The organism is Micromonospora sp. NPDC049301 (assembly GCF_040678715.1).
Taxonomy (GTDB): Bacteria; Actinomycetota; Actinomycetes; order Mycobacteriales; family Micromonosporaceae; genus Micromonospora.
Map to the genome: position 1 here is coordinate 136,451 of NZ_JBFAQO010000005.1, position 26,662 is coordinate 163,112.

23 protein-coding genes are annotated in these 26,662 nt (G+C 73.1%); 4 read left to right on the forward strand and 19 right to left on the reverse strand.

From position 1 onward, the window contains the following. Positions 1 to 132: 132 nt before the first annotated feature. The 18 genes from AB0K07_RS16460 to mraZ form a co-directional block, all read right to left on the reverse strand. Positions 133 to 438 (reverse strand): DUF167 domain-containing protein, encoded by a 306-nt coding sequence (locus AB0K07_RS16460; RefSeq protein WP_363755836.1) that lies wholly within the window; start codon positions 436 to 438, stop codon positions 133 to 135. An 11-nt stretch (positions 439 to 449) separates the two neighbouring features. Next, positions 450 to 1,157, reverse strand: coding sequence for a hypothetical protein (locus AB0K07_RS16465; protein ID WP_363755838.1), 708 nt, complete (start codon positions 1,155 to 1,157; stop codon positions 450 to 452). 116 nt (positions 1,158 to 1,273) lie between these two features. Further along, positions 1,274 to 2,077, reverse strand: coding sequence for a DivIVA domain-containing protein (locus AB0K07_RS16470; RefSeq protein ID WP_363755840.1), 804 nt, complete (start codon positions 2,075 to 2,077; stop codon positions 1,274 to 1,276). Positions 2,078 to 2,121: 44 nt separating this feature from the next. Further along, positions 2,122 to 2,427 carry a YggT family protein gene (locus AB0K07_RS16475; RefSeq protein WP_030334503.1) on the reverse strand — a complete coding sequence of 102 codons (306 nt, stop codon included), beginning with the start codon at positions 2,425 to 2,427 and terminating at the stop codon, positions 2,122 to 2,124. A gap of 30 nt (positions 2,428 to 2,457) precedes the next feature. Next, the gene (gene sepF, locus AB0K07_RS16480) at positions 2,458 to 3,150 is read right to left on the reverse strand and encodes a cell division protein SepF (RefSeq protein WP_363755842.1); all 693 of its coding nucleotides are present in this window, start codon (positions 3,148 to 3,150) and stop codon (positions 2,458 to 2,460) included. 191 nt (positions 3,151 to 3,341) lie between these two features. Next, positions 3,342 to 4,085: a YggS family pyridoxal phosphate-dependent enzyme gene (locus AB0K07_RS16485; protein ID WP_363755844.1), complete on the reverse strand. Its 744-nt coding sequence runs from the start codon at positions 4,083 to 4,085 to the stop codon at positions 3,342 to 3,344. Between the two features lie 9 nt (positions 4,086 to 4,094). After that, positions 4,095 to 5,210: a cell division protein FtsZ gene (ftsZ, locus tag AB0K07_RS16490; RefSeq protein WP_089019751.1), complete on the reverse strand. Its 1,116-nt coding sequence runs from the start codon at positions 5,208 to 5,210 to the stop codon at positions 4,095 to 4,097. A gap of 254 nt (positions 5,211 to 5,464) precedes the next feature. Continuing rightward, positions 5,465 to 6,283, reverse strand: a complete 819-nt coding sequence (locus tag AB0K07_RS16495; RefSeq protein ID WP_363755847.1) for an FtsQ-type POTRA domain-containing protein — start codon at positions 6,281 to 6,283, stop codon at positions 5,465 to 5,467. Further along, positions 6,280 to 7,842 (reverse strand): UDP-N-acetylmuramate--L-alanine ligase, encoded by a 1,563-nt coding sequence (murC, locus tag AB0K07_RS16500; protein WP_363755849.1) that lies wholly within the window; start codon positions 7,840 to 7,842, stop codon positions 6,280 to 6,282. The genes AB0K07_RS16495 and murC overlap by 4 nt, the downstream gene beginning before the upstream one ends. Beyond that, positions 7,839 to 8,945, reverse strand: coding sequence for an undecaprenyldiphospho-muramoylpentapeptide beta-N-acetylglucosaminyltransferase (gene murG, locus AB0K07_RS16505; protein WP_363755851.1), 1,107 nt, complete (start codon positions 8,943 to 8,945; stop codon positions 7,839 to 7,841). The genes murC and murG overlap by 4 nt, the downstream gene beginning before the upstream one ends. Next, the gene (locus tag AB0K07_RS16510) at positions 8,945 to 10,423 is read right to left on the reverse strand and encodes a putative peptidoglycan glycosyltransferase FtsW (protein ID WP_363755853.1); all 1,479 of its coding nucleotides are present in this window, start codon (positions 10,421 to 10,423) and stop codon (positions 8,945 to 8,947) included. The genes murG and AB0K07_RS16510 overlap by 1 nt, the downstream gene beginning before the upstream one ends. A gap of 447 nt (positions 10,424 to 10,870) precedes the next feature. Beyond that, on the reverse strand, positions 10,871 to 11,995 hold the full coding sequence (gene mraY, locus AB0K07_RS16515; RefSeq protein ID WP_363755855.1) for a phospho-N-acetylmuramoyl-pentapeptide-transferase: 1,125 nt from the start codon (positions 11,993 to 11,995) through the stop codon (positions 10,871 to 10,873). After that, complete coding sequence (murF, locus tag AB0K07_RS16520) at positions 11,992 to 13,386, reverse strand: UDP-N-acetylmuramoyl-tripeptide--D-alanyl-D-alanine ligase (RefSeq protein ID WP_363755857.1); 1,395 nt, start codon at positions 13,384 to 13,386, stop codon at positions 11,992 to 11,994. Before murF ends, mraY begins: the two co-directional genes overlap by 4 nt. Continuing rightward, complete coding sequence (locus AB0K07_RS16525; protein ID WP_363755859.1) at positions 13,383 to 14,945, reverse strand: UDP-N-acetylmuramoyl-L-alanyl-D-glutamate--2,6-diaminopimelate ligase; 1,563 nt, start codon at positions 14,943 to 14,945, stop codon at positions 13,383 to 13,385. The genes murF and AB0K07_RS16525 overlap by 4 nt, the downstream gene beginning before the upstream one ends. Before the next feature lie 52 nt (positions 14,946 to 14,997). Beyond that, entirely contained in the window at positions 14,998 to 17,208 is a 2,211-nt protein-coding gene (locus AB0K07_RS16530) for a penicillin-binding protein 2 (RefSeq protein ID WP_363755861.1), read from the reverse strand. A 3-nt stretch (positions 17,209 to 17,211) separates the two neighbouring features. Beyond that, entirely contained in the window at positions 17,212 to 17,820 is a 609-nt protein-coding gene (locus AB0K07_RS16535) for a hypothetical protein (protein WP_363755863.1), read from the reverse strand. Then, positions 17,810 to 18,922 carry a 16S rRNA (cytosine(1402)-N(4))-methyltransferase RsmH gene (gene rsmH / locus AB0K07_RS16540; RefSeq protein WP_363756616.1) on the reverse strand — a complete coding sequence of 371 codons (1,113 nt, stop codon included), beginning with the start codon at positions 18,920 to 18,922 and terminating at the stop codon, positions 17,810 to 17,812. Before rsmH ends, AB0K07_RS16535 begins: the two co-directional genes overlap by 11 nt. A 203-nt stretch (positions 18,923 to 19,125) precedes the next feature. Next, positions 19,126 to 19,557 carry a division/cell wall cluster transcriptional repressor MraZ gene (gene mraZ / locus AB0K07_RS16545; RefSeq protein WP_252418470.1) on the reverse strand — a complete coding sequence of 144 codons (432 nt, stop codon included), beginning with the start codon at positions 19,555 to 19,557 and terminating at the stop codon, positions 19,126 to 19,128. A 355-nt stretch (positions 19,558 to 19,912) separates the two neighbouring features. On the opposite strand from mraZ, the gene AB0K07_RS16550 reads away from it, so the two are divergent. From AB0K07_RS16550 to AB0K07_RS16565, 4 genes are read left to right on the forward strand one after another with little or no spacing between them, the layout of a single operon-like run. Beyond that, positions 19,913 to 21,160: a MurT ligase domain-containing protein gene (locus tag AB0K07_RS16550; protein ID WP_363756618.1), complete on the forward strand. Its 1,248-nt coding sequence runs from the start codon at positions 19,913 to 19,915 to the stop codon at positions 21,158 to 21,160. Further along, on the forward strand, positions 21,150 to 21,869 hold the full coding sequence (locus AB0K07_RS16555) for a glutamine amidotransferase (protein WP_363755866.1): 720 nt from the start codon (positions 21,150 to 21,152) through the stop codon (positions 21,867 to 21,869). The genes AB0K07_RS16550 and AB0K07_RS16555 overlap by 11 nt, the downstream gene beginning before the upstream one ends. After that, positions 21,866 to 22,555 (forward strand): VTT domain-containing protein, encoded by a 690-nt coding sequence (locus tag AB0K07_RS16560; protein WP_363755868.1) that lies wholly within the window; start codon positions 21,866 to 21,868, stop codon positions 22,553 to 22,555. The genes AB0K07_RS16555 and AB0K07_RS16560 overlap by 4 nt, the downstream gene beginning before the upstream one ends. Beyond that, entirely contained in the window at positions 22,552 to 23,334 is a 783-nt protein-coding gene (locus tag AB0K07_RS16565; RefSeq protein WP_363755870.1) for a phosphotransferase, read from the forward strand. The genes AB0K07_RS16560 and AB0K07_RS16565 overlap by 4 nt, the downstream gene beginning before the upstream one ends. A 207-nt stretch (positions 23,335 to 23,541) precedes the next feature. Here AB0K07_RS16565 and leuS read toward each other — a convergent pair whose 3' ends face one another. Further along, on the reverse strand, positions 23,542 to 26,382 hold the full coding sequence (gene leuS, locus AB0K07_RS16570) for a leucine--tRNA ligase (RefSeq protein WP_363755872.1): 2,841 nt from the start codon (positions 26,380 to 26,382) through the stop codon (positions 23,542 to 23,544). Between the last annotated feature and the right edge of the window lie 280 nt (positions 26,383 to 26,662).

Genomic DNA, 26,662 nt, shown 5'->3' on the forward strand with positions numbered 1-26,662 from the left:
GCGTCCGGCAAGGCGGAGATCGGTCCGGATACCGGTGTTGTATCCGGACCGATCTCCAACGCAGCCGGTCGTTGCCGGGGCCCGCCGCAGGCCGGCCAGGGACTTCGACACAGGCCCTGACCCGGGCGTTCCTCACCCGGCGGATCCGTCGCGCAGCTGGCGCAGCACCTCGGACAGCTCCGGGCCGGGCCGGTCGACGAGGAAGAGCTTGTCCCGGCTGGCCGCGCCGGTACGCAGCGACACCGCGGCCGGCCGGACGCCCAACGCGCCGGCCAACGCCCGGCGGGCGGCCTCGGTGGCCCGACCGTCCACGGCCGGGGCGTGCACCGCGATCACCAGGGCCGGGCCGTGCGGGCCGTCGAACCGACCACCGACCCGATCGCGGGAGGCGCCGGGCTTGACCCGTACCGCCACGGTGAGCGTGTCCTGTGCGGGCACCGGATGCCGCTTCAGATCGGACGGACGTCGGCGAGCAGGGCGGTGGCCGGCGCACAGTGCGCGCACGGGCTGAAGCCGAGCTCGACGGCCTCGGCGACCGGCAGCGTCTCGGACGCCCGGCCGACGAGATGGGGGCAACTGGCGAGGTGGTAGCGGGGGTGACCGTCCACCACCTCGACCGGGTCGGGCAGCCGGGCCACCCGGGCCGCCTCGGCGGGGGTGACCGGCTGCGCGGCCGGCTCACCGGCCGCCGGCTCCGCGGCCGCTGGCGCACCCACCCGGGACGCCTCGTCGGCCGACGCCGCAAAGGGCGACGCCGGACTGGCGGACGAGGCGGAGGGGGACGAGTGATCGGCCGGGCTCGCGAACGGCGGCCCCTGGTCGACCGGCGCGTCGAACGGCGACGCCTGGTCGGCCGGCGGCTCGGGTGGTTGCCGCCACCCGGTGCCACCGGTACCGACCGTCGTGGGCATGTGCTGGACCGGTACGTCCGGCTCGGCCAGCGGCGGCCCGTACGCGGCACCCGGTCCGGCCTGGCTGGCCGTGCGGGGCGGTCCCGGACTCCGCCGGCCGGTCCAGCCGGGCTCCGCCGTGGCGCGGTTGGCGGCTGCCTGGCGGGCGCCCACCACCAACGCCACGGCGGCCAGCAGACTGGCCGCGATGGAGATGATCAACATGATGCTGGAGCCACCGGCCAGGCCGAGCACCAGTAGCACCACAGCGACGAGGATGAGCAGGAGACTCGCGACTATCACGGCTCACCCCCGCCGCGTCGTACCGTCCGTGCGGGGCCGGCGACCGTCACCATCTGCGGACAGCGATCGCCGGCCGGTGCTCAGCGTCCGGCTTCGAGGGCGCCGGAGCGCCCGCCGCCGTACGAACCGGCGAGACCCGCGGCGGCCAGCCCGTTGCCACCGGCGGCCCGGCCTGCCTCGGAGCGGGTCATCTCGGCTTCGAGGCCCTGGCCGCGACCGTCGAGGTCACGCAGCTGGCTCTCCAGGTAGGCCTTGAGCCGGGTGCGGTACTCGCGCTCGAACTGCTTGAGCTCCTCGATGTGCTTCTGCAGCGCGGTGCGCTTGGCGTCCAGGCCGCCCATGGCCTCCTGGTGCCGCTGGCGGGCGTCCCGCTCCAGGGCGTCGGCCTTCGCGCGAGCCTCGCGGGTCACCTCCTCGGCCTTGCTGCGGGCCTCGGACAGGAGCTGGTCGGCCTCGCGGCGCGCGTCGGACACGTGGTCGTCGGCGGTGCGCTGGGCCATCATCAGCACCCGGAGGGCCTGCTGCTCGCCGTCGCCGGTGACCGCTCCCGGGCCGCCGGTCGCGCGGACCTGCTCCAGCTCGGACTGCATGGCGCGGGCGGCCTGCTCGGCCGCCGCCTTGTCGCGCTGCACCCGGTCCAGCTGGGCCTTGACGTCGTTGAGCTCCGCCGCGAGTCGGGCGTCGCCGCCGGGGCCGGCGGGGGCACCGCCACGGCCGCCGCGCTCCACCTGGGCGCGCAGCTCGTTGTTCTCCTCGATGAGACGGGCGAGCTCGCGCTCAACCTCGTCCAGGAAGGCGTCGACCTCCTCCTCGTCATACCCCCGCTTGCCGATCGGCGGCTTTTTGAAGGCGACGTTGTGTACGTCGGCCGGGGTCAGCGGCATCGAAACTCCTCGGGTCAGTTGCGGCCGCGAAAGCGCGTCGGTCATCAGGCAGATGCCCTGATCGACGGCCCTAACACGAACTCCATCAGCACGAACAGGATAACCAGGAGCACAAGGGAGGCCAGGTCGATGCTCACGGTACCAATTCGCAGCGGAGGGATCACACGCCTCAACGCGTTGAGAGGGGGATCAGTGACGCTCCACACGGATTCCAGTCCCGCCGATGCTCCACGCCCCGGCTGCCACCGGCGGCCGTACTGCAGAACGGCGCTCAGCACAAACCGGGACAGAAGAAGGAGCAGGAAGACATAAAGGATCAGGTACAACACTTGCAGCAAGATCGACAGCACGGTCAGCGACGTCCCTCGGGTCGGGCAGGATCAACTCAGACTGAAAAAGCCGCCCTCAGCGATCTTGGCCTTGTCCTCCGCGGTGACCTGGACATTGGCCGGTGAGAGCAGGAACACCCGATTGGTCACGCGCTCGATCGTACCGCGCAGCCCGAACGCCAGACCGGCGGCGAAGTCAACCAGACGGCGGGCGTCGGCCTCATCCATCTCGGTGAGGTTGATGATCACCGGGACCCCGTCGCGGAAGTGCTCACCAATGGTGCGCGCCTCCCGGTAGGTGGTGGGGTGCAGCGTGGTGATCTGGTAGCGCTGCTCCTCCTCGGGCACGGCCCGCTCGCGGGCCGTGACCTGCGGCGCGAGGGCCAGGTTGTCCCGGGTGTGGTAGGTCAGCGCGCCGGAGGTCTCGCCGGCGGAGGACCGGGTGATCGACCGGACGCTGGACCGCTCGGCCCGCTCCGGACGCTCGACGTCACCCCGGTCGGACTCGCCGACCCGCCCGTTCGACCGCTCGGAGAGCCGACTCCGCTCACCGGCCCGCGGCCGGGGAGCCGGCGGCTCCTCGGCGTCCTCGTCGTCCTCGTCGGCGAACTCCTCGGCGTACCGGCTCTGCCGGTAACGCGAGTCGCGGTAGCCACCCTTGTCGTAGCCACCGTCGTCGTAGGCCCGCTCATCGTCCTCTTCGACCAGACCGAGCCAGACCCCCGCCTTGCGCAGTGCACCCATCCCGCGCCCTTCCGTCCGCCGTGCGGCACGCGCCCCCGTGCCATGTCGCCCGTCGCGAGTGGACAACCCATGCCCATCGGACCGGAACGGCAATCCCCTGGCGCGCGATTCGCGTCGCGCGCCACGACCCCCGACTAGGAGACGCCGTTCCTGAAACAACACTGATGTAATTTGCTTGTCTCGCGGTCAGGCTACCGCAGCGTGGGGCGCATTCCGAGCAACGCGCTACCGACGCGGACATGTGTCGCGCCGTATTGGATCGCGATTTCCAGGTCGCCGCTCATTCCGGCGGACAACGCGGTCGCTCCCGGATGGACCAAGCGAAACGCCTCGGCCACCTCGGCCAGCCGGGCGAAGGCACGCTCGGGCGCCCAACCCAGCGGCGCCACCGCCATCAGACCGGCCAGCCGCAGCGTCGGCGAGCCGGCCAGCTCCTCGGCCACCGCCTCCAACCCGACACCCGGGTCGGCCGAGTCGGGCAGGGCACCACCGCGGGCCGGGTCACCGTCGATGCTCACCTGCACCAGGGCGGCCAGTGGTCGCTCGCGGTCGGCCGAGGCGGTGGCCAGCGCCCGGGCCAGCCGGACGCTGTCGACGGAGTGCACCACGTCGGCGTACCGGACCACCGAGCGGGCCTTGTTGCGCTGCAACTGGCCGATGAAGTGCCAGCGCGGGCTCACCCCGGCCGCGGCGACCTCGGCGGCCTTGCCGGCCGCCTCCTGGTCGCGGTTCTCCCCCACGTCGGTCACCCCGAGCCCGGCCAGCGCCAGCACGTCACTGGCCGGGTAGGTCTTGGTCACCGCGATCATCGTGACGTCGGCACGGTCCCGGCCGGCGTCCGCGCAGGCGTCGGCAATCCGGGCCCGTACCTGGGCCAGGCCGGCCGCGAGTTCGGCGCGCCGGTCCGGTCGTGCCGTGGCTGAGCTGTCGGTCATCGGCGGTGTTCAGGACCCGTTCTTGAGGAAGTCGGGCACGTCCACGTCGTCGAAGAGCACCCGGCGCGGCGACTGGGTCGGCGCCGGCATGGTGGCCGGCGCCGGGACCGGCGCGCTCTGCGCCGCCGGCTGGTTGGTGTTGGTCTTGCGGGCCGGCTCGGCCGCCTTGTACGCCGGCGCTCCCCCGTCGAAGCCCGCCGCGATGACCGTCACCCGCACCTCGTCGCCGAGCGCGTCGTCGATCACCGCGCCGAAGATGATGTTGGCGTCCGGGTGGGCCGCGTCGGTGACCAGCTGGGCCGCGTCGTTGATCTCGAACAGGCCCAGGTCGGAGCCGCCGGCGATGGAGAGCAGCACGCCGCGCGCGCCGTCCATGCTCTGCTCCAGCAGCGGGCTGGAGATGGCCGCCTCGGCCGCCTCGACCGCGCGGTTCTCGCCGCGGGCGCTGCCGATGCCCATCAACGCGCTGCCGGCGCCGCTCATCACGCTCTTGACGTCGGCGAAGTCCAGGTTGATCAGACCCGGGGTGGTGATCAGGTCGGTGATGCCCTGCACACCGGAGAGCAGCACCTGGTCGGCGGTGCGGAACGCGTCCATCATGCTGATGCCGCGGTCGCCCAGCGCGAGCAGCCGGTCGTTCGGGATGACGATCAGGGTGTCGCACTGGTTGCGCAGTTCGTCTATTCCGGACTCGGCCTGCACCTGGCGGCGCTTGCCCTCGAAGGAGAACGGCCGGGTCACCACGCCGATGGTCAGCGCGCCGAGCTTGCGGGCGATGTTCGCCACCACGGGCGCGCCACCGGTGCCGGTGCCGCCACCCTCACCGCAGGTCACGAAGACCATGTCGGCGCCCTTGAGCACCTCCTCGATCTCGTCGCGGTGGTCCTCGGCGGCGTTCTTGCCGACGTCCGGGTTGGCGCCGGCGCCCAGCCCACGGGTCAGCTCCCGGCCGACGTCGAGCTTGACGTCGGCGTCACTCATCAGCAGCGCCTGGGCATCCGTGTTGATCGCGATGAACTCGACGCCCTTGAGCCCAACCTCGATCATCCGGTTGACGGCGTTGACGCCGCCGCCCCCGATGCCGACGACCTTGATGACCGCCAGGTAGTTGTGCGGAGGTGTCATCTCCGGTCCTTCCCTTCGAGATTGGCTTCGGCCGACCGGGTACGGCGTGGCCAGACCAACGGCCGACGACAGCTGTCACCAGCGAGGATCAGAGCTGAACCCTCACCCTCTACTAGAGGCTTACAGTTATGTCAACCACTGATCCTCTTCGGGGCAACGTAAGCGCCGCCGCGCGATGAGCCAAGGACCCGACCGGCGTGTCGCCGCCCGGAGCGCGACGAGTCACCTCCGCGCACCTCGCGGCACGCCCCCGATCAGCGGAAGGTCACCACGTCCGGCGCGCTCACGTCGATCCGGTCGGTGTCCTCGCCGAGCAGCGCGGTGGCGACCCGGGCCTTGTCCGTGCCCCTGGTCGCGTCGCCCCAGACCACCGTCCGGTCCCCGCGCAACCGCAGGCTGATCCGCGCCAGTCCCTCCACGTTCACGTCCACCAGTTCGTCGCGCAGTTGCGGGGTCAACGCGACGAGCACCTCGAGCCCGGCGCGGGTACCCGGGTCATCGGCGGCCGGCCGGACGACCTTCACCACCGGCAGCCCGGCGGGGCGCTCGGCGACCGTCCGGAACGCCACCCCGGTCCGGTCGATCAGGGCGAACGCCTCCCCCTGCGGCACCGCCGCCACCGGAGTCCGCTCGGTCACCCGGATCACCAGCGCGTCGGGCCAGTCCCGGGACACCGTGGCCCGCTCCACCGGCGGCAACGCGCCGACCCGCCGGGCGGCGGCGTCCAGATCCACCCGGGCCAGCGGCACGCCGTCGGCCACCCCCGCCGCGTCGTGCACCTGCACCGGGGTGACCAGGTCGGCGCCGTCCACCCGCACCTCACGGACCCCGAACAGCCCGGTGCCGAGCACCGTCCAGGCGACCAGCCCGACCACCGCGAGCACCCCGGCGGCCACCGCCCACGGCAGCGCCGCGCGCATCCGGCGCTGCCGGGCCCGGGCCATGAACCGGCGGGTCGACGGCGGCACCGCGTCGCGGCCGGCCCGGACCAGCTGCCAGCGCCGGACCGGACCGCGTCGCGGTGCGCCGCCGTCGGCGGCGCTGGTCCGCCCGCGGGCCGGGCCGGGGCTCATCCGGCGGTGGGCGCCGCGCCGTCCGGTGCGGCGGTGCCACCCAGGGCGGCCCCGTCGCCACCGGCGGTGGCCCCGCCGGGCACCGGATCACCGACCGCCGGGGCGGTGGCCACCGGGTCGACCGTCGCGGTCGGCGCGGAGCCGGCGCGCGCGAGCAGGCCGGCCAGCAGCTCGTCACCCATCAGCGAGATCGGCGGGGCGCCCATGGTCACCACCACGTCTCCCGGGCGGGCCCGCCGGACCACCTCGACCGGCGCCTCCTCCCAGGAGTCGACGAAGACCTTCCGGTCGGCGGGCAGCGCCACCGCCTCGATCAGCGCCGCCGAGCCCTCACCGGGCTGGCGCAGCTCACCCGGCCCGAAGACCTCCAGCAGCACCAGTTCGTCGGCGATGGCCAGCGCCTCGGCGATCTCCGCCTGCGAGTCGCGGGTGCGGTACAGCCGGTACGGCTGGAAGACCACGATCAGCCGCCCCTCCCCGGCCACCTCGCGTAGCGTCTGCAACGCCAGCGTCATCGAGGTCGGGTGGTAGGCGTACTCGTCGTAGACCAGCACGCCGTCCGCGACGCCCTTGCGCTCGAAGCGCCGCCGCACACCGGGGAAGACCGCCAGCGCGGCCTCCGCCGCCGGCAGCGGCAGGTCCAGCAGGTACGCGGCCAGCACCGCCGAGGCGCTGTTGAGCCCCATGTGCCGCCCCGGCACCGGCAGCCGGAACTCGCCCAGCGACCGGCCGTCGATCGCGGCCAGGTAGCGCACCCCGCGTGCCGACGAGACGATCTCGGTCAGCCGCAGGTCGGCGTCGGCCGCCTCGCCATAGGTGAACACCCGCCGTCCCTCGGCCCGCAGGCTCTCGGCAAGCCGCCGCCCACCCGGGTCGTCGGCGCAGGTGATGATGAACCCGTCCGGGTCGGTGAGCCGGGCGAACTCGACGAACGCCCTCTCCAGCGTCGCGTAGTCGCCGTAGGTGTTCAGGTGGTCCGCCTCGACGTTCGTAATGATCGAGACGTACGGGCGGTAGATGAGGAACGAGCGGTCGCTCTCGTCCGCCTCCACCACGAAGTACTCGCCGGTGCCGTGGTGGGCGCCCGAGCCGACCTCGGAGATCTCCCCACCGATCACGAAGGACGGGTCCACCCCGGCCTGCTGGAGCACCATGGTCACCATCGACGTGGTGGTGGTCTTGCCGTGGGTGCCCGCGACCGCCACCGCCCGGCGACCGGTCATCGCCGCGGCGAGCGCCTCGGAGCGGTGCAGCACCCGCAGGCCGCGCCGGCGCGCCTCGACCATCTCCAGGTGGTCCTGCGGAATGGCCGACGAGTAGACGACGGTGTCCACGCCGTCGAGGTTGGTCGCCTCGTGGCTCATGTGGATCGTCCCGCCCAGCGCCCGCAGCCCGGCCAGCGACGGCCACTCGCGCAGCTCGCTGCCGGAGACCGGGATGCCCCGGGTGAGGAAGAGCCGGGCCAGGCCGCTCATGCCGACCCCACCCACCCCGATCAGGTGGATGGTGCCCAGGTCCTCTGCGGTGAGCGTGCCGGCCGGGGTGAACTGCGCGGTCATCGGGCCACCGCCTCGATGACGAACGAGCGCAGCGCCTCGTCGCCGTCGCGCCGCCCGTACGCGGCCGCCGCGGCGCCCATCGCGTACAGCCGCTGCGGGTCACGGATCAGCGGGATCACGGTGCGCTCCAGCCAGGCCGGGGTCAGCTCCGCGTCGTCGACCAGCACCCCACCGCCGGCCTCCACCACGGGCAGCGCATTGCGCTTCTGCTCCTGGTTGCTGTGCGGGTACGGCACGTAGATCGTGGGCAGCCCGATCGCGGCCACCTCGGCGCAGGTCATCGCCCCGCCCCGGCCCAGCAGCAGGTCGGCGGCGGCGTAACCCAGCTCCATCTCCGACAGGTAGGGCAGCGTCACGTACGGCACCGGCAGGTCGGTGGGGATCGGCACCGGCTCGTTGCGCGCGCCCATCACGTGCAGCACCTGCACGCCGTTGCGGGCCAGCTCCTTGGCCGCCCCGGAGACCGCCAGGTTGATCGAGCGGGCGCCCGACGAGCCGCCGGCGACGAAGAGCACCGGCAGGTCCGGGCGGAGCCCGAAGTGGGCGCGGGCGGCGTTGCGCAGCGCGTACCGGTCCAGCGTGGCGATGCTGCGGCGCAGCGGCACCCCGACCACGGTGGCGTCGCGCAGCGACTCGGCCTGGCTCGGCTGGTGCGGGAAGCCGACCGCGATGTTCTTGGTGAACTTCATGCCCAGCCGGTTGGCCACGCCCGGCGGCACGTTCACCTCGTGGATCACCATGGGCAGCTCGCGGCGCCAGGCGGCGAGGTAGGCCGGCACCGAGACGTACCCACCGAAGCCGACCACCGCGTCGGCCTGCACCTCGTCGATGACCTTGCCCGCCGCGCGGGCCGCGGTCCACATCCGGCCCGGGGTGCGGACCAGGTTCATGTTGACCGACCGGGGCAGCTGGTACGCCGGGATCTGCCGCAGGTCGTAACCCTGCGGCGGGATCAGCTCGTTCTCCATGCCCTTGGGTGTGCCGAGGCAGGTGATCCGGACGCCGGGGTCGTGTCGGCGCAGGCAGTCGGCGAAGGCGAGCAACGGGTAGATGTGCCCCCCGGTGCCACCTCCCGCGAGCACCACCGAACGCAGCGGACCCATCAGCGTCTCCTCTCGCTCGCCGAACCCGCGCGACTCCGGCCCTGCCGGACGCCGCGGGGTGCGGCCTGGTCGTCCTGCCGCCGCTCGCGGGACCGGGGCACGGACCCTCGGCCAGCCGGCGGCGTCGCCGGCCGGCGACGCCGGCCGGGAAGCGGCGGCAACGGGGCCCAGAGTAGTCGGACCCACCGGGCCGGTGGACGGGCATGCAGTGCTCTGGCCGCATCGGGTTCGGCGCGCGCGAAGGACGCCAGCATCCCGATCGCGGCCAACGTCACGACCAGGGCACTTCCGCCGTCGGAGATGAACGGCAGCGGCAGGCCGGTGATCGGCAGCAGCCCGACCACCCCGCCGATGTTGATCACGGCCTGGCTGACCAGCCAGGTGGTCACCGCGGCGGCGGCGAGCCGGCGGAACGGATCGTCGACCCGCCGGGCGATCCGAAACCCGGTGTACGCGAGGACCGCGAACAGGCTGAGCACCACGGCACACCCGATCACGCCCAACTCCTCGGCGACGATCGCGAAAATGAAGTCGTTGTGCGCCTCGGGCAGCCAGTCCCACTTCAGGCTGCTCTTGCCCAGCCCGACACCGAACCAGCCGCCGTGCTCGATGGCCAGTCGCCCCTGGTAGAACTGAAGGCAGCCGTCGAGTTTGCAGGTCTCCGGGTCCGGCGGGTTGAAGAACATGGTCAGCCGGGCGAAGCGGTAGTTGTCCTCGCCGCTCTCGCCGGAGCCGGCGCCGAGCGAGGCCACCGCGACGAGCAGGCCGATCCCGACCAGACCGGCCGCCGCCAGGGCGCCGAAGACCCGCATCCGCACCCCGGCGGCCCAGAGCAGGCCGACCACCAGGGCCAGCAGGCAGAGCATCGTGCCGGTGTCGTTGTAGCCGACCAGGACGAAGAGCAGGCCCATCACCGGAAAGAGCGGGGTGGCCAGCTCGCGCCACCAGCCCAGCGCGGCGCCCTTGCGGGCGATCAGGTGGGCGCCCCACAACACCAGCGCGAACTTGGCCAGCTCGGAGGGCTGCACCTGGATCCCGCCGATGAACAGCCAGTTCAGCCGGGCCTCGATCGGGCCGATCTGCCCTGATTTCTGGTTGGTCAGCCGGGCGTAGGCGAGCAGCAGGTTGAGCACCAGCAGCAGCACCACCGACACGCCCAGCGCCGGCCGGCCGACCGCGCGGTAGGTCCGCGCCGGCAGCCGCTGGCAGGCCCAGAACGCCACGATGCCGATCACCGCGAAGATGGCCTGCTTGGTGACCGAGGCCGAGGCGTTGCCGTCCTCGGCGTAGTCGCGGACGCTGGTCGCCGAGAAGACCATGGTCAGCCCGATCAGCAGCAGCAGGCCGGCGCTGGACAGCAGCAGGTAGTACGAGGCCAGCGGCCGGTCCAGCAGGCCGCGCAGCGCCCCCAGGCCGCCCGCCGCGTCCAGCCCCCGCAGCGGTGCGGGGGCGACGCCCTCCGGTCCGCGTGGTGCCACGCCCGGCTCCGGGCCACGCGCGTCGTCCGGCGGCCCTGCGGCCTCCGCGGTACGCGTCGCACTTGGTGACCGTCGCGGCCGACCGGCTGTCCTGTCCTCGGTGCCTGGTTCCTCCCCCACCCGCACATCATCACCGCTCGGCGCGCCCGACAGGACCACAAGGCCGCACCGGGCGTGTCGCGCGTCGCCCCGGTGCCCATTGATCACATCATGGAGCCGATCAACACCGTTGCGTCAGGGCGGGGTCGTTGGCGGCACGCCCGGCCCGAACGCCCACAGGGGCGGCACCTACACATCGCCGCCTTTGCTCTGCTTCAACCCACGCAACACGTAGGGGCTACGAGCGTTGCCTGGGTTGAAGCAGAGCAAAGGGAGACCCGAACATCCCGGCATCGGAGGGGGCGCGCAGTGATCGGGTGGACGGCGGCCCGCTCGCACGGCGTACGGTCAGGTCATGTTGGCGAGGAACTCGCTGTAGAACAGGCCCAGCGCGATGGCCACCCCGATGCCGGCGATGATCCAGAACCGGACCACGATGTTGACCTCGCTCCAACCGGCGAGCTCGAAGTGGTGCTGCAACGGCGACATCCGGAACACACGCTTGCCGGTGGTCCGGAAGGAGATGATCTGGATCACCACGGACATCGTGATGATCACGAAGAGCCCGCCGATGATCGGCAGCAGCAGGATGGTCCGGGTGGACATGGCCATGCCGGCGATCAGGCCGCCCAGGCCCAGCGCGCCGGTGTCACCCATGAAGATCCGCGCGGGGGACGTGTTCCACCACAGGAAGCCCACACAGGCCCCGGCCGCCGCACCGGCGATCAGCGCGATCTCCAGCGGGTCGCGGACGGAGTAGCAGTACGCCTGGGTGTAGCTCGGGTCGGCGCACCAGTGCCGGTACTGCCAGAACGCGATCAGCGCGTACGCGGCGAGCACCATCACCGAGGCGCCGGTGGCCAGACCGTCCAGGCCGTCGGTGAGGTTCACCCCGTTCGTCGCGGCCATCACCACGAAGATGAAGATGATCACCGCGCCGATCTTGCTGACCTCCAGGGCGTCGATGTCCCGGATGAAGCTCAGCGTGGTGCTGCCCACGGTCTCGGTGTTGGTCACCGCGCCCGTCGCGTCCGTCATCGTGCTCGGGAAGTACAGAGCGACCACGCCGAAGACCGCGCCGACCAGGATCTGGCCGAGCAGCTTGCCGCGCTTGTTCAGCCCGGCGCTGTTGCGCTTGCGCACCTTGAGGAAGTCGTCGATGAAGCCGACCGCGCCGGAGAACACCATCAGCCCCAGCAGCACCAGGGCGGTGATGGTCGGCTCCACCTGGGCGATCTGCAGGTCCGGAAGGGTGGTCAGGGCCAGGTGTCCGGCCACGTACGCGATCACCGTGGCCAGGATGAAGACCACGCCGCCCATCGTGGGCGTGCCCTTCTTGCCCTGGTGCATGGCCGGGCCCTCGGCCCGGATCGGCTGGCCGGCCTTCAGCCGGGTGAACACCTTGATCGCGATCGGGGTGCAGAAGAGCGAGACGATGAAGGCCACCCCGACGGCGACGATGACCGCCCTCACGCCGTGCCACCCTCGGCGGCGGCGCGCAGGGCGTCCACCACCTCCCAGGTGCGGTACCGGGAACCCTTGACCAGGACCACGTCCCCTGGCCGTAGTTCGTCCCGCAGCACCTCGATGGCCGCCGCCTGATCGGTGAGCAGCACCGACTCTCCTCCCCAGTCACCTACCGATGTCGCGCCCTCATGGATCGGCGCCGCCGGCTCGCCCACCACGAGCAGCCGGTCCACGCCCAGCTCGGCCGTGAGTTGGCCGACCTCCGCGTGGCCGTCCCGCTCGTACGGGCCCAGCTCGGCCATGTAACCCAGCACCGCGACGGTACGCCGCCCCCGGCCGAGGCCGGCCAGCGCCCGCAGCGCGACCGCCATCGAGGCCGGGTTGGCGTTGTACGAGTCGTCGATCACGGTCACCCCGTCGGGGCGGTCGAAGACGTCCATCCGGCGGCTGGAGACCGTCCGCAGCTCGCTCAGGGCCGTGGCCAGCTCGGCCAGCGGCATGCCCAGCTCCCGGGCCACCGCCGCCGCGGCGAGGGTGTTCGAGACCTGGTGCCGCCCGGTCAGCCCGAGCCGCACCGGCGCGGTCCCCTCCGGGGTGACCAGGGTGTACGCGGCCCGGTCCCGCTCGTCGAGGCGCACGTCGGCCGCCCGCACGTCGGCGTGCGCCGACTCGCCGTAGCGGACCACCCGGGCGACGGTCCGCGTGGCCATCGCGTCGACCAGCGGGTCGTCGGCGTTGAGCACCGCGAGCCCGTCCAGCGGCAGCGCCTCGACCAGCTCGCCCTTGGCCAGCGCGATCGTCTCCGCCGAGCCGAACTCGCCGATGTGCGCCGTGCCCACGTTCAGCACCACGGAGATCCGCGGCGGCACCACGTCGCACAGGTAGCGCACGTGCCCCACCCCCCGCGCGCCCTTCTCCATCACCAGGTAGCGGGTGTCCGGCCCGGCCTGCAACGCGGTGTACGGGTGCCCCAGCTCGTTGTTGAACGAGCCGGGCGGAGCCACCGTGGGCCCGAGCCGGGCGGTGAGCTGGCCGATCAGGTCCTTGGTGGTGGTCTTGCCGGAGGAGCCGGTCAGGCCGATCACGGTCAGCCCCGGCAGCCGGTCCACCACCGCGCGGGCCAGCCGACCCATCGCGGCCAGCGCGTCGGTGACCAGCACCATCGGCACCCCGGGCACCTCGCGGGTGCCGAGCACCGCCACCGCGCCGGCCGACACCGCCGCCGCCGCGTAGTCGTGCCCGTCGACCTTCTCCCCCGGGAAGGCCACGAACAGGGCTCCCGGTCCCACCTTGCGCGAGTCGAACTCGACCGACCCGGTGACGGTGGCGGCCGGGTCGGCGGCGACCAGCCGCCCGTCGACCGCCGTGGCCACCTCGGCCAGGCTGAGCGCGATCACCGCTGACCCTCCAGGTCCCCGAAGCGGGCCCGCAGCGCGTCGGCCAGCTCGGTGCTGTCGTCGAACGGGAACACCTCGCCCGCCACCTCCTGGCCCCGCTCGTGCCCCTTGCCGAGCACCGCGACCACGTCGCCGGGCGCCGACAGCCGGACCGCCTCGTCGATCGCGGCCCGCCGGCCGGCCACCTCGATGATCCGGGCGGCCGTGCCGGCCCGGTACGCCCCGGCGAGCACCTCGGCGCGGATCTCCGCCGGGTCCTCGGTGCGCGGGTTGTCGTCGGTCACCACCACCACGTCGGCCCCCTCGGCCGCGGCGGCGCCCATCACCGGCCGCTTGCCCCGGTCCCGGTCCCCGCCCGCACCGATCACGCAGATCAACCGGCCGGCGCTCAGCTCCCGCAACGCGGCCAGCGCGGCCACGATCGCGTCCGCCTTGTGCGCGTAGTCGACGACCCCGCGCACCGGCCCGGCGACGTCCACCAGCTCCAGCCGGCCGGGCACCCCGCCGCAGGCGGCCACGCCGGCCGCCGCGGTCGCCGGGTCCACCCCGGCGCCCACCAGCGCGGCGATGGCCAGTAGCGCGTTGGCGACGTTGTGCCGCCCGGGCAGCGCCACCCCCGCGGGCAGGACCACACCGTCGGGGCCGTGCGCGGTGAACCGCTGCGCGTACCCCTCGCCGCCCACGCCGTCTGCCCACCAGGTCGCGGCCGGGTCGCCGGCCGCGGAGTAGCTGACCGTCGCCGGCTTGTAGAGCGGCTTGAGCGCCGGGTCGTCGTGGTTGAGCACCTCGACCGCGCACCGGCCGTCGAAGAGCTGCGCCTTGGCGGCGAAGTAGTCGGCGCTGTCGGCGTGGAAGTCCAGGTGGTCGGAGCCGAAGTTGGTGTAACCGCCGACGGCGAACCGGACGCCGCCCACCCGGCCCATGGCCAGCGCGTGGCTGGAGACCTCCATGACGACCGCGGTGACCCCGCGCTCACGGGCGGTGGCCAGCATGGCGTGCAGGTCGGTCGCCTCGGGGGTGGTGCGCACACTGTCGATCACCAGGTCACCCAGGCGGGTCTCCACGGTGCCGATCAGACCGGTGGTGTGCCCGGCGGCGCGCAGCCCCGACTCGATCAGGTAGGCCGTGGACGTCTTGCCGGCGGTGCCGGTCACGCCGATCACGGTCAGCTCGGCGGTCGGATCGCCGTAGACGGCCGAGGCCAGCTCGCCGAGCACCGCGCGGGGGTCGGGCACCACCAGGGCGGGCAGGCCGGTCTCCGCGGCCAGCTCGGCGCCGGCCGGGTCGGTCAGCAGGGCCACCGCGCCCGCGGCGGCAGCGCCGGCGGCGAACTCCGCGCCGTGCCGGCGGGCGCCGGGCAGCGCCGCGTACAGGTCGCCGGGGCGGACCTCCTGGCTGGCGTGGGTCGCCCCGGTGACGACCACTCCGGTGGCGTCCGCCGGGAGATCGACGGCGAGCCGGACGGCGAGGTCACCGAGCCGGACTCCGGTCACGGTACGTGGACGTGGATTGCCGGGCACGGCGTCAGACCCTACCCGGTCGTCCGGTTCCGGCCGCACAGCCGCCCCGGTGGTTCTTCGGCACTCACCGATGATGTCTCGCCGTCGCTGCTCAGCGCGGATAGACCACGAACTTGGGCGCCGAACCGCCGGTGGACGGCGGTACGCGGTAGTGACGCAGCGTGAACTGCATCATGTCCCGGAACGCCGGCACGGCGACCGCCGCACCCCCGCCGCCCGGCGCGTAGACGAAGACCGCGATCACGTACCGGGGCTTCTCCGCGGGGGCCATGCCGATGAAGGAGGACACCTCGCCCGGCTGCTTCTTGCCATCCACCAGCCGCCAGCCGGTGCCGGTCTTGCCGGCGACCCGATAGCCGGGGACCGCGGCGGCCAGGCCGGTCGCGTTGTCGACCGTGGTGACCGCCTCCAGCATGGTGCGCAGCGCCGCCGCGTTCTGCGGGCTGAGCACCGACCGGGTCACCGGCGGCGGCGCGGGAGTGCGTTTGCCGTCCGGGCCGATGGTCTCCTTGACCAGGTGCGGCTGGACGTACGTGCCGTCGTTGGCGATGGCGGCGTACGCGGCGGCCATCTGCAGCGGCGTGGCGTCGACGCTGTGCCCGATCGGCACCGACCCGGCCGACGATCCGCTCCACTCGTCGGCCGGCAGCAGCCGGCCGCTGGCCTCCCCCGGTAGCCCCTCACCGGTGGGCTGCCCGAGCCCGAACCGCTTCTGGTAGTCGATCAACCGGTCCCGGCCGAGCCGGTCGGCGATGGTGATCGTGCCGACGTTCGACGAGTAGGCGAGCATCCCGGGCACGCTCATCCGCCGGCCGTTGGCGTAGTGGGTGTCGGAGAACCAGGTGTCGCCCATCTTGATGCTGTTCGCGATGGGCAGCGTGGTGTCCGGGGTGATCACCCCCTCCTGCAACGCCGCGCCGAACGTGATGGCCTTGTGCACCGACCCGGGGTCGACCACGAAACTCGTCGCGGCGTCCTCCCGGGCGACCGGGTCGCTGTCCGCCGGCTTCGCCGCGTTGTAGGTGGGGTCGCTGGCCTGGGCCAGCACCTCACCGGTGGGGATGTCGATGATGACCGCCGCGCCGGTGCCGCCCCGCTGCCGGGCCATCGCCGCGCTGAGGATCTGCTGGGTGCGGAACTGCAGGTCACCCTCGATGGTGAGGGTCATCGAGCTGCCCGGCTTGGCCGGGGTCGTCTTGCTGTAGCCGCCCGGGATGGGCGCGGCGAGGTCACCGAGGCCGGCCTCGTACACCCGCTTGCCGTCCTGCCCGGCGAGCTGCTCGTCGAAGCGGGCCTCCAGCCCCTCCAGCCCGACCATGTCCTGGCTGGTGAACCCGATCAGGTTGGCCGCGAGATCGCCGCCGGGCACCTCGCGGCGCTCGTCGCGGTGCACCCCGATGCCGGGCAGCTCGAGCGCCAGCACCTGCTTGGCGGTCGGGATCTCCACACCCCGGGCCAGGTACTCGAACCGGGACGGGTTGCCGTTCTCCAGCTTGCGGGGCTTCATCAGCTCGGTCAGCTTCGACACCGGGATGCCGAGCAGCGGGGAGAGCGCCTTCGCGGTGGCGGCCTGGTCCTCGACCTCGGTGGGGTCGGCGAACACGTACCGCGCCTCGACGCTGTGCGCGAGTGGTTCGCCGGTACGGTCGTAGATCGCGCCGCGCGGGGCGGGCAGCTCGACCGTGCGGGTCCGGTCGGCGACGCCGCCGCCGGCGTACGCCGGGGTGTCCACCGCCTGGAGGAAGATCAGCCGGATCCCGATGGCGGCGAAGAGCGCCAGGGTGAGGGCGGTGCCCAGCCGCAGCCGCAGCCGCGGGTCGGCCAGCTTCGGCGGTCGCGGTGGCTTGCGGGACGGCCGGCGGGCCGCCGGGCGGTCGGCGCGACGGGGCGCGCGGGGCGTGGTCCGCCGGCGCGGCGGCGGCTCGTCGCCGGCCGGGCCGCGCGGGGAACGCGGCGCGACGGTGCGCACCACACCGCCACGGCCGGCCGCCGGGGCGTCCCGCCGGCCGGACCGGGCAGCGGCGGCCCGGCCACCGTCGAGCACCTGCAACGCCGGCCGGAACGGGTCGCCGGACCGGGTGCTGCGCGGCGTACGCCGCTGCTCGGCGCCCCCGCTGCGCGGTGGTGTGCCGCGCTCCTCGCGGATCGTCCGGCCCCGAGGGGTGTACGCACGGGCGCCGGAGATGCCGCCCATGCCCGGCTCACCGGAGCGCGGCTCCCCGTCCATGGCGCCGGTGTCACGTGAAGAGCCGCGCCGGGACCCCTTCGGATCCCGGCGCGGCTCGTCCGACCTCGATGGCACCGGTCAGCCTCCAGTACCCTGCTGGCTGGTCACCGACGGCTCGCCGGTCGCCGGCTTGGGCACGCCGATGGTCCGGCCGTCCGGCAGCCGGATGTACGCCGGCTCGCCGGCGTCCACCAGGCCCAGCCGCCGCGCCTCGGCGGTCAGGTTGCCCGGCGCCTTGTGCTCGGCGATCTCCTTGTCCAGCTGCTGCTTCTCCAGGTCCAGCCGAGCCTGCTGCTGCTGCAGCTTCTCCAGCCGGAACGCGTTCTCGTTGATCTTGGTGTTGACCGCCAGGATGCCCAGCACCCCGCCGACCACCAGCACCACGATCAGCGCCGCGAACGGCGCGCGCGGCACCGACACCGGCGGCGGCGGCGCCACCCGCAGCCGAGGCGGGCGGGCGGTGGCGGCGACGCCGGCCCGCTCGGCCGGCCGAAGCGCGGCGCTGCCCTGGGTCGGGAACTCGCGCGCCCCCCGGGCGCGAGCCTCCCCCTGCCGGTTCACTCGATCGATACGTGGCGTACTGTTTCCCCCGCGCGGAGCCCGCTCCGCCGCGGTCCGGCCCCCCGACCGCGGTGTGCGCTGCCCGCCGCCGGTGACGCCCCGGCGATCGCGCTCGTCAATGTTCATGTCCCTCCCCCTCTACATCCGTCCCTCTGTCGTCCCCCGGCGTCCCCGGATCCCCCACGGATCCCGCGGACCCCGTCCCCGGTTGGTGCATCGCCTTCACCCGTCGGCGGGACCGTTCGCGGTCGGTCCGCCCCTGCTGCGTCGCGTTCGGGTCGAGTCGCTCCGCGGCCCGCAGCCGCACGGAGGCGGCTCGCGGGTTCGCGGCGACCTCCACCTCCCCGGGCAGTTCGGCGCCCCGGCTGAGCAGCCGGAACGTCGGACCGGACCCGGGCAGCTCGACCGGGAGGTCGACCGGGCCCTTACTGCGGACCCGGTCCGCGAGCGCCGCCTTGGTGAGCCGGTCCTCCAGCGAGTGGTAGGACAGGACCACCATGCGACCGCCCACGGTCAGTGCGTCTAGCGCGGATGGCAGCGCTGACTCCAGCGCTGCCAGCTCCTTGTTTACCTCGATCCGTAAAGCCTGAAACGTTCTCTTTGCCGGGTGTCCACCCGTTCGTCGGGCTGGCGCCGGAATCGAGTCCCGGACCAGCTCCGCCAGCCGCGCCGACGAGGTGATCCGGGCGCGTTCCCGCTCCCGGATGATCGCCGAGGCGATCCGCCCGGCGAACTTCTCCTCGCCGTAGACCCGCAGCACCCGGGCCAGGTCCGGATGCGCATAGGTGTTGACCACCTCCTCGGCGGTCACCCCCCGGGTCTGGTCCATCCGCATGTCCAGCGGCGCGTCCTGGGCGTACGCGAACCCGCGGTCGGGCGCGTCCAGTTGCAACGACGAGACACCCAGATCGAACAGGATCCCGTCGATGGCCGGATAACCCAGCCGGTCCAGCACCTCGGGCAGCTCGTCGTAGACGGCGTGCTCCAGGTGCACCCGATCGGCGAAACGGGCCAGCCGGACCCGTGCGTGGGCGAGGGCCTCGGTGTCCCGGTCGAGCCCGATCAGGACCGTCTCCGGGTGCGCCTCCAGCACCGCCTCCGCATGCCCGGCCAGGCCCAGCGTCGCGTCGACGTGCACCGTCCGGCCGCCTCGACCCAGCGCGGGGGCCAGCAGCTCGAGACACCGCTCGAGCAGCACCGGCACATGCGTGCCGCGCAGCTCCCCCATGTTGACCCCCACTGGTTGAAACGTCCGTTCGTTCCTGCGCCTGTCGTCGGACGGCGCCGCCGTCGTACCGCCAGATCCCCATCCGCTCCCGCCCGGCACCGGACTCCGCCCGATGACTGGATCGTGCGCCTGGCACCGGGGAAGGGATGCCAGGAACTCGAAAGCGGCTGGAGATCTCGCAGTACGTCGGGCGCCGTTCCGCCCTACAGACCGCCGGGCAGCACCCCCTCCTCGATGTCGGCGAAGTCGTCTTCGCTCTCGGCGAGGTAGGTCTCCCAGGCGACCTTGTCCCAGATTTCCACCCGCGTGCTCGCGCCGATCACGACGAGGTCGCGGTCCAGCGCGGCATACTCCCGCAGGTGGGCCGGGATGGTCACCCGGCCCTGCTTGTCCGGCACCTCGTCGTGCGCGCTGGCGAAAAAGACCCGGCTGTAGGCCCGGGCCGCCTTGTGCGTCATCGGCTGCGCGCGCAACTGCTCCGCGATCCGCTGGAACTCGGGTGTCGGGAAGACGTAGAGACAGCGATCCTGCCCTTTGGTGACCACGACACCCCCCGCCAGCTCGTCCCGGAACTTGGCCGGAAGGATCAGCCGGCCCTTGTCGTCCAGGCGCGGAGTGTGGGTGCCGAGAAACACCGGCCCTACCCCCTCGCCCTCGAGCGGCGTTCGCGGCGCCGCTGACCCCCCGGGCCGGTGAGCCCTCCCGGCCTCACCATTGGGCCCCACTCTACTCCACTTCCCTCCACCTGCAACCAGAAACGACCGCGTGGCGCGCCCCAGCCGTCGACAAAAGCGCACGTCACAAGGGGTGGGGCGGAGTGGAGGGCCTCTGCGCCCGCCCGGCGTGGTCCGCTTTCCGACATAGATCCACTCCGTCCGGTGGAAGCCGACCCCGCCACCCGCGGCGGCGCCACAACCGAACGGTTCGCCGTCGGCGGCGATCTGGTGGGGTGGGCGGTCCGGTAACCTCGCTCGCGTGACGGACGCGAAAATGCCCCTACGGGCCAAGGTGGCCAGCTCCGTGTCACGGACCGCCGCGGCGCTCTCCCGGGCCGCCGGCCGTGGCGACGGTTCGGTGATCGGCGGATGGATCGGGCTGAAGATCGACCCTGAGCTGCTGGCCCACCTGTCGGCCGGGCGTGCCATCGCGCTCGTCTCCGGCACCAACGGCAAGACCACCACCACCCGGCTGACCGCCGCCGCGGTCGGCGTGCTCGGCCGGGTCGCCACCAACTCCTTCGGCGCCAACATGCCCACCGGGCACACCTCGGCGCTGGCCAAGGCCGGCAGCACCCCGTACGCGGTGCTGGAGGTCGACGAGCACTACCTCGCCCAGGTGCTGGAGGCGACCGAGCCGCACGTGGTCGCGCTGCTGAACCTCTCCCGCGACCAGCTCGACCGGGCCAAGGAGGTCGCCATGATGGCGCAGCTCTGGCGCGCGGCGCTGGTCCGGCACACCGACGTGCGGGTGGTGGCCAACGCCGACGACCCGATGGTGGTCTGGGCCGCCACCCCGCCGGCCGACCCCGCCAGCGGCATCAACCCGCCGCACGTGACCTGGTTCAGCGCCGGCCAGCGCTGGCACGACGACTCCTGGGTCTGCCCCGAGTGCGGCTCCACGATCCAGCGCTCCGGCGAGCAGTGGTGGTGCACCGGCTGCGCACTGCGCCGGCCCGAGCCGCAGTGGGTCGTCGAGGACGAGGGCGTGCTCGACCCCACCGGCGCCTGGCACAAGGTCTCCCTCCAGCTGCCCGGCAAGGTCAACCTCGGCAACGCGGCGACCGCGCTGGCCGTGGCGGCCGAGTTCGGCGTCCGCCCGGTCGACGCGGTGTCCCGCCTCGGCATCGTCACCTCGGTCGCCGGCCGCTACGCGCAGGTGGACAAGGACGGGCGCAACATCCGGCTGCTGCTGGCCAAGAACCCGGCCAGCTGGCTGGAGGCCTTCGACATGGCCGACGAGGCGCCCACCCTGCTCTCCATCAACGCGCGCGACCCCGACGGCCTGGACACCTCCTGGCTCTTCGACGTCGACTTCGCCCCGCTGCGCGGCCGGCAGGTGCTGATCACCGGCGACCGGGCGTACGACCTGGCGGTCCGGCTGGACGTCAACGACGTGCCGTTCCAGCACGTGCGCACGTTCCACGACGCGATCCGGTCGGTCCCTCCGGGGCGGCTGGAGGTCATCGCGAACTACACCGCGTTCCAGGACATCCGAGCGGAGTTGGACCGTGTCATCTGAGAGCCTGCGCATCGTCTGGATCTACCCCGACCTGCTCTCCACCTACGGCGACCGGGGCAACGCCCTGATCCTCGCCCGACGGGCGCGCCAGCGCGGCATGCCGGTCGAGGTGCTGGAGGTCCGCTCCGACCAGCGGCTGCCCGCGACCGCCGACATCTACCTGGTGGGCGGCGGCGAGGACGGCCCGCAGGCGCTGGGCGCGCAGCGGCTGATCGCCGACGGCGGCCTGCACCGGGCGGTCGCCCAGGGCTCGGTCGTGTTCGGCGTGTGCGCCGGCTACCAGCTGCTCGGCACCTCCTTCTTCGCCAAGGGTGTGCAGTGCCGTGGCCTGGAGCTGCTCGACCTGCAGTCCGACCGGGGCCCGAGCCGGGCCGTCGGTGAGCTGGCCGGCGAGATCGATCCCCGGCTGGGCCTGCCCGCGCTGACCGGGTTCGAGAACCACGGCGGCCGCACCCACCTCGGCCCGGAGGTCGCTCCGCTGGCCCGGGTCACCGCCGGCGTGGGCAACGACGGCAGCACCGAGGGCGCGTGGCGCGGCAAGCTGCTCGGCACCTACTCGCACGGTCCCGCACTGGCCCGCAACCCCGCCCTGGCCGACCTGCTCCTGCGCTGGGCCACCGGCGCGCACCAGCTCCCGCCGCTGGACGACACCTGGTCGGACCGGCTCCGCAGCGAGCGCCGCGCCGCAGTGGCCGCCGCCCGGGCATGATCCAGGCCGTCCGGCGGCTGCTCCGGCAGCCGTCGGCCGCCCGGTTCGCCCTGCTCCTGCTGCTGATCGGCGTCTGCGCGCTGCTGTTGCTCCTGGTGCCCCGGCCCGATCCGGCGCAGCTGCCGCAACTGGCCGACCGGCTCGGCGGCCTCGCCCCGGTCGCGGCGATCCTCGGCGGCGCGCTGCTGCTGGTCGCGCTGGTTCCCCGGACCTTCATCACCCTCGCCGCGGGCGCGATCTTCGGTCCGCTGGAGGGTGCCGCGTACGCGCTGGGCGCCGCGCTGGTGGCGGCGGCGCTCGGGTTCACGGTCGGCCGGCTGCTCGGCCGGGAGTTCGTCGCCGAGCGGGTCCGCGGCCGGCTGGCCCGCCTCGACGGCTGGTTCGCCCGGCAGAGCGTCCTCGGTGTGGTCACCGTGCGACTGGTGCCGATCGCCGGCTTCGGGCTGGTCAGCTACGGCTACGGCACCACCGGAGCCCGGGTGCTGCCGTTCCTGGCCGGCAGCGTGATCGCCTCCGCCCCGACCGCCTTCGGCTACGCCGCGATCGGCGCGGCGGTCAGCTCCCCCGGCCACATCAACTGGTACGCCGCCGCACCGGCCAGCCTCGGCCTGATCGCCAGCGTGGTGCTGATCCACCGGTGGTGGCGCGCCGAGCGGCGGCGCCGCTCGGTGGTGAGCCAGCCGTGAAGCGGACCGAGGGGCCTGGCGAGCAGCGGCTCGCGGGCGGCTTCGTCGCCGAGGTGGTCCGGGTCGGCGACACGGTACGGCGTACCCCGCCGGCCAACCTGGACTTCGTCGGCGCGCTGCTGCACCACCTGGCCGAGGTCGACGCGGATCTCGCGCCCCGGCACCTGGGTGTCGACGCCCACGGGCGGCAGATGCTCAGCTACGTCGCGGGTCGGGTGCCGTGGCGCGACCGGGAGGACCCCGCGTTCTTCGCCGACCCGGCGCTGGTGCGGCTGGCCGAGCTGATCCGGCGGCTGCACGATGCCTGTGCGGGCACGGCGTTGGCCGGCGACGCCGAGACCGTGTGCCACCGCGACCTGTCCCCGAAGAACACCGTGTACCGGGACTCCCCGGCCGGGCCGCTGCCCGTCACCTTCCTCGACTGGGACCTGGCCAGGCCGGGCCGGCGGATCGAGGACGTGGCGTTCGCCGGCTGGCACTGGGCGGCGTTGGGTGACGGTGCCGATCCCACCGAGCTGGGCCGGCGCTGCCGGGTGCTCTGCGACGCCTACGACGCCGCGTCCACCGAGCCCGTCCCTCCGGCACTGCCCAGGGACGAGCTCGTGACGCTGATGCTCGACCAGATCGGGAGCACCTGGCGGAGCATCGACGCCGGCGCCGACCGCGACGAGCCGGGCATGCGCCGGCTACGTGACGTGGGCGCGGTCGTGGGGGTACGCCGCTGGCAGGACTGGCTGCTCACCCACCGCCACGCCGTCGCCGCAGTGCTGACCGCCTGAGCCACCACCCCCGCCCCTCAAGAGCCGCCGCACGGCGCCGGAGCCGGCGTGTCGCGGGGGCGGGCGGACACGTCGATGAGGCCTGATGACTCAGAGGCATATTTATGCCTCTAAGTCATCAGGCCTCTCACCGCGTCCGCCTCCGCAGACGCCACGCCCCGCATCGGCCGGGGCCGTGGCGCCCAGCGACCGGCGGGGTGAGCGGGGTCAGGCGACGACCGAGACCATTCGGCCCGGGACGACGATGACCTTGCGAGGCTCCTTGCCAGCCAGTGCGGCGGCGACCGCGTCCAGGGCCGCCGCGCGGACGCTCTCCTCGGCGGCGTCGGCGGGGACCTCGATGCGGCCACGGACCTTGCCGTTGACCTGTACCGGGTAGGTCACCGTGTCCGCCACCAGCAGCGCCGGGTCAGCCGTCGGGAAGTCCGCGTACGTCAGCGACGTGTCGTGGCCCAGCCGGCGCCACAGCTCCTCCGCCAGGTGCGGGGCGAACGGCGCCACCATCAGCACCAGCGGCTCGGCCACCTCGCGCGGCGTCGCCGACAGCCGGGTCAGCCCGTTGGTCAGCTCGATCAGCTTGGCGATCGCGGTGTTGAACCGGATGCCGTCCATGTCGGCGCGGACCCCGTGGATCACCTTGTGCAGCAGCCGGCGGGTCGCCTCCTCGGCCGGGGTCTCGCTGACCCGCAGCGCGCCGGTCTCCTCGTCGACCACCGCCCGCCAGACCCGCTGCAGGAACCGGTACGCGCCGACCACCGCCCGGGTCTCCCACGGGCGGGACACCTCCAGCGGGCCCATCGACATCTCGTACACCCGGAAGGTGTCCGCGCCGTACGCGGCGCACATGTCGTCGGGGGTCACCACGTTCTTCAGCGACTTGCCCATCTTGCCGTACTCGCGGTTGACCACCAGGTCGCCCAGGTAGTAACCGCCGTCGCGCTCGACGACCTCCTCGGCCTGCACGTAGCTGCCGCGCGCGTCGGTGTACGCGTACGCCTGGATCATGCCCTGGTTGAACAGCTTGCGGAACGGCTCGAACGACGACACGTGCCCCAGGTCGAACAGCACCTTGTGCCAGAACCGCGCGTACAGCAGGTGCAGCACGGCGTGCTCGGCGCCGCCGACGTACAGGTCGGTGCCGCCACAGTCGCCCTCGCCGCGCGGGCCCATCCAGTACCGCTCGTTCTCGGCGTCGACGAACCGCTCGCTGTTGGTCGGGTCCAGGTAGCGCAGCTCGTACCAGCAGGAGCCGGCCCACTGCGGCATCACGTTGGTCTCCCGGGTGTAGCGCTTCGGCCCGTCACCCAGGTCCAGCTCCACCTCGACCCAGTCGCGGCGACGCGACAGCGGGGTCTCCGGGTTCGAGTTCGCGTCGTCCGGGGCGAACGTCTTCGGCGAGAAGTCGTCCACCTCCGGCAGCTCGACCGGCAGCATCTCCTCCGGCAGGGCGATGGCCGCGCCGGTCTCGTCGTAGACGATCGGGAACGGCTCGCCCCAGTAGCGCTGCCGGGAGAACAGCCAGTCACGCAGCCGGTAGGTCACCGCGCCGGCGCCGTGCCCGTTCGCCTCCAGCCAGGCGATGATCGCCGACTTGGCGTCGGCGACACCCAGGCCGTCCAGGTCCAGCCCGCGCTCGGGCGCCGAGCTGTTGATCGCCGGGCCGTCCCCGGTGTACGCCTTGCCGCCGAAGCCCTCCGACGGCTGCACGGTGCGCACGATGGGCAGCTCGAAGACCTCGGCGAACGCCCAGTCGCGCTCGTCCTGCGCGGGCACCGCCATGATCGCGCCGGTGCCGTAGCCGGCCAGCACGTAGTCGGCGATGAAGATCGGGATCTGCCCGCCGGTGACCGGGTTGGTGGCGTACGCCCCGATGAAGACGCCGGTCTTCTCCTTGGTGTCGGCCTGCCGTTCGATGTCGGTCTTGGCCGCCGCGGCCTTGCGGTACGCCTCGACCGCGGCCCGCGGGCTCGCCTGCCCGCCGGTCCAGGCGTCCCGCGTCCCCTCCGGCCAGGCGGCCGGCGCCAGCGTGTCGACCAGCTCGTGCTCGGGCGCCAGCACCATGTAGGTGGCCCCGAAGATGGTGTCCGGACGGGTCGTGAACACCCGCACGGGCGCGGCGGCGGTCGGGAAGTCGATGTGCGCACCGGTGGAGCGACCGATCCAGTTGCGCTGCATGTTCTTGATCGGCTCCGGCCAGTCCAGGCTGTCCAGGTCGTCCAGCAGCCGGTCGCCGTACGCGGTGATCCGCATCATCCACTGCTTCAGGTTGCGCTTGAAGACCGGGAAGTTGCCCCGCTCCGAGCGGCCGTCGGCGGTGACCTCCTCGTTCGCCAGCACCGTGCCCAGCCCCGGGCACCAGTTCACCGGGGCGTGCGAGACGTACGCCAGCCGGTGGTCGTCGACGACCTGGCGGCGCTCGGCGACGCTCAGCTCGGCCCAGGCCCGGCCGTCCGGGGTCGGCCGGTTACCGCCCTCGAACTCGGCGATCAGCTCCGCGATCGGCCGGGCACGCCCGGCGTCCCGGTCGTACCAGGAGTTGAAGACCTGCAGGAAGATCCACTGGGTCCAGCGGTAGAAGTCGGTGTCGATGGTGGCCACCGAGCGGCGCTCGTCGTGCGCCAGCCCCAGCCGGCGCAGCTGCGCCTTGTACCGCTCGATGTTCGCCACGGTGGTGGTCCGCGGGTGGGTGCCGGTCTGCACCGCGTACTGCTCGGCGGGCAGGCCGAACGCGTCGAAGCCCATCGCGTGCAGCACGTTGCGCCCGGCCATCCGCTGGTAGCGGGCGTAGCAGTCGGTGCCGATGTAGCCCAGCGGGTGGCCGACGTGCAGGCCGGCGCCGGAGGGGTACGGGAACATGTCCAGCACGTACAGCTTCTCCGCGCCGGCCCGGGGGTGGTCCGGGTCGGCCAGCGGGCCGGTCGGGTTCGGGGCGTGGAAGGTGCCCTCGCGCGCCCAGATGTCCTGCCAACGGTTTTCGATCTCGTCGGCCAGGGCCGCGGTGTACCGGAACGGGGGGATGTCGCCCGCCGGTGCGGCTGCCTCACTCATCGTCTCTCCTCGCTTCGCTTCGCTTCGTCTCGGCGCCACCGGGCCGGGCCGGCGACGGGCACAAAAAAGCCCCTCGCGCAGGAGGGGCCGCCGTGCTGTCGCGCGTTCAGCGCATCAGCACGGCCCGGTAAGAAGCAGGAAGACTCCGGCCATGTCCGGCAGTGTACCTCGCCGTCGGGCGGGCCCGGCGACGCCCGGGACGAGCCGGGCCTGATCCCTCAACCCGGCGAATATCGGTGCGTAACCGACGGACTACCTGCGGGGGTCGGCGATAACGACA

Excerpts from the sequence above, each read along its gene's own strand:
- AB0K07_RS16495 (WP_363755847.1), bottom strand. The coding sequence starts at position 6,283 with ATGAGCCCCGGCCCGGCCCGCGGGCGGACCAGCGCCGCCGACGGCGGC.
- leuS (WP_363755872.1), bottom strand. The coding sequence starts at position 26,382 with ATGAGTGAGGCAGCCGCACCGGCGGGCGACATCCCCCCGTTCCGGTAC.
- AB0K07_RS16485 (WP_363755844.1), bottom strand. The coding sequence starts at position 4,085 with ATGACCGACAGCTCAGCCACGGCACGACCGGACCGGCGCGCCGAACTC.
- ftsZ (WP_089019751.1), bottom strand. The coding sequence starts at position 5,210 with ATGACACCTCCGCACAACTACCTGGCGGTCATCAAGGTCGTCGGCATC.
- rsmH (WP_363756616.1), bottom strand. The coding sequence starts at position 18,922 with ATGGGGGAGCTGCGCGGCACGCATGTGCCGGTGCTGCTCGAGCGGTGT.
- AB0K07_RS16560 (WP_363755868.1), top strand. The coding sequence starts at position 21,866 with ATGATCCAGGCCGTCCGGCGGCTGCTCCGGCAGCCGTCGGCCGCCCGG.
- AB0K07_RS16550 (WP_363756618.1), top strand. The coding sequence starts at position 19,913 with ATGCCCCTACGGGCCAAGGTGGCCAGCTCCGTGTCACGGACCGCCGCG.
- sepF (WP_363755842.1), bottom strand. The coding sequence starts at position 3,150 with ATGGGTGCACTGCGCAAGGCGGGGGTCTGGCTCGGTCTGGTCGAAGAG.
- murC (WP_363755849.1), bottom strand. The coding sequence starts at position 7,842 with ATGACCGCGCAGTTCACCCCGGCCGGCACGCTCACCGCAGAGGACCTG.
- AB0K07_RS16535 (WP_363755863.1), bottom strand. The coding sequence starts at position 17,820 with ATGAACATTGACGAGCGCGATCGCCGGGGCGTCACCGGCGGCGGGCAG.
- murG (WP_363755851.1), bottom strand. The coding sequence starts at position 8,945 with ATGGGTCCGCTGCGTTCGGTGGTGCTCGCGGGAGGTGGCACCGGGGGG.
- AB0K07_RS16470 (WP_363755840.1), bottom strand. The coding sequence starts at position 2,077 with ATGCCGCTGACCCCGGCCGACGTACACAACGTCGCCTTCAAAAAGCCG.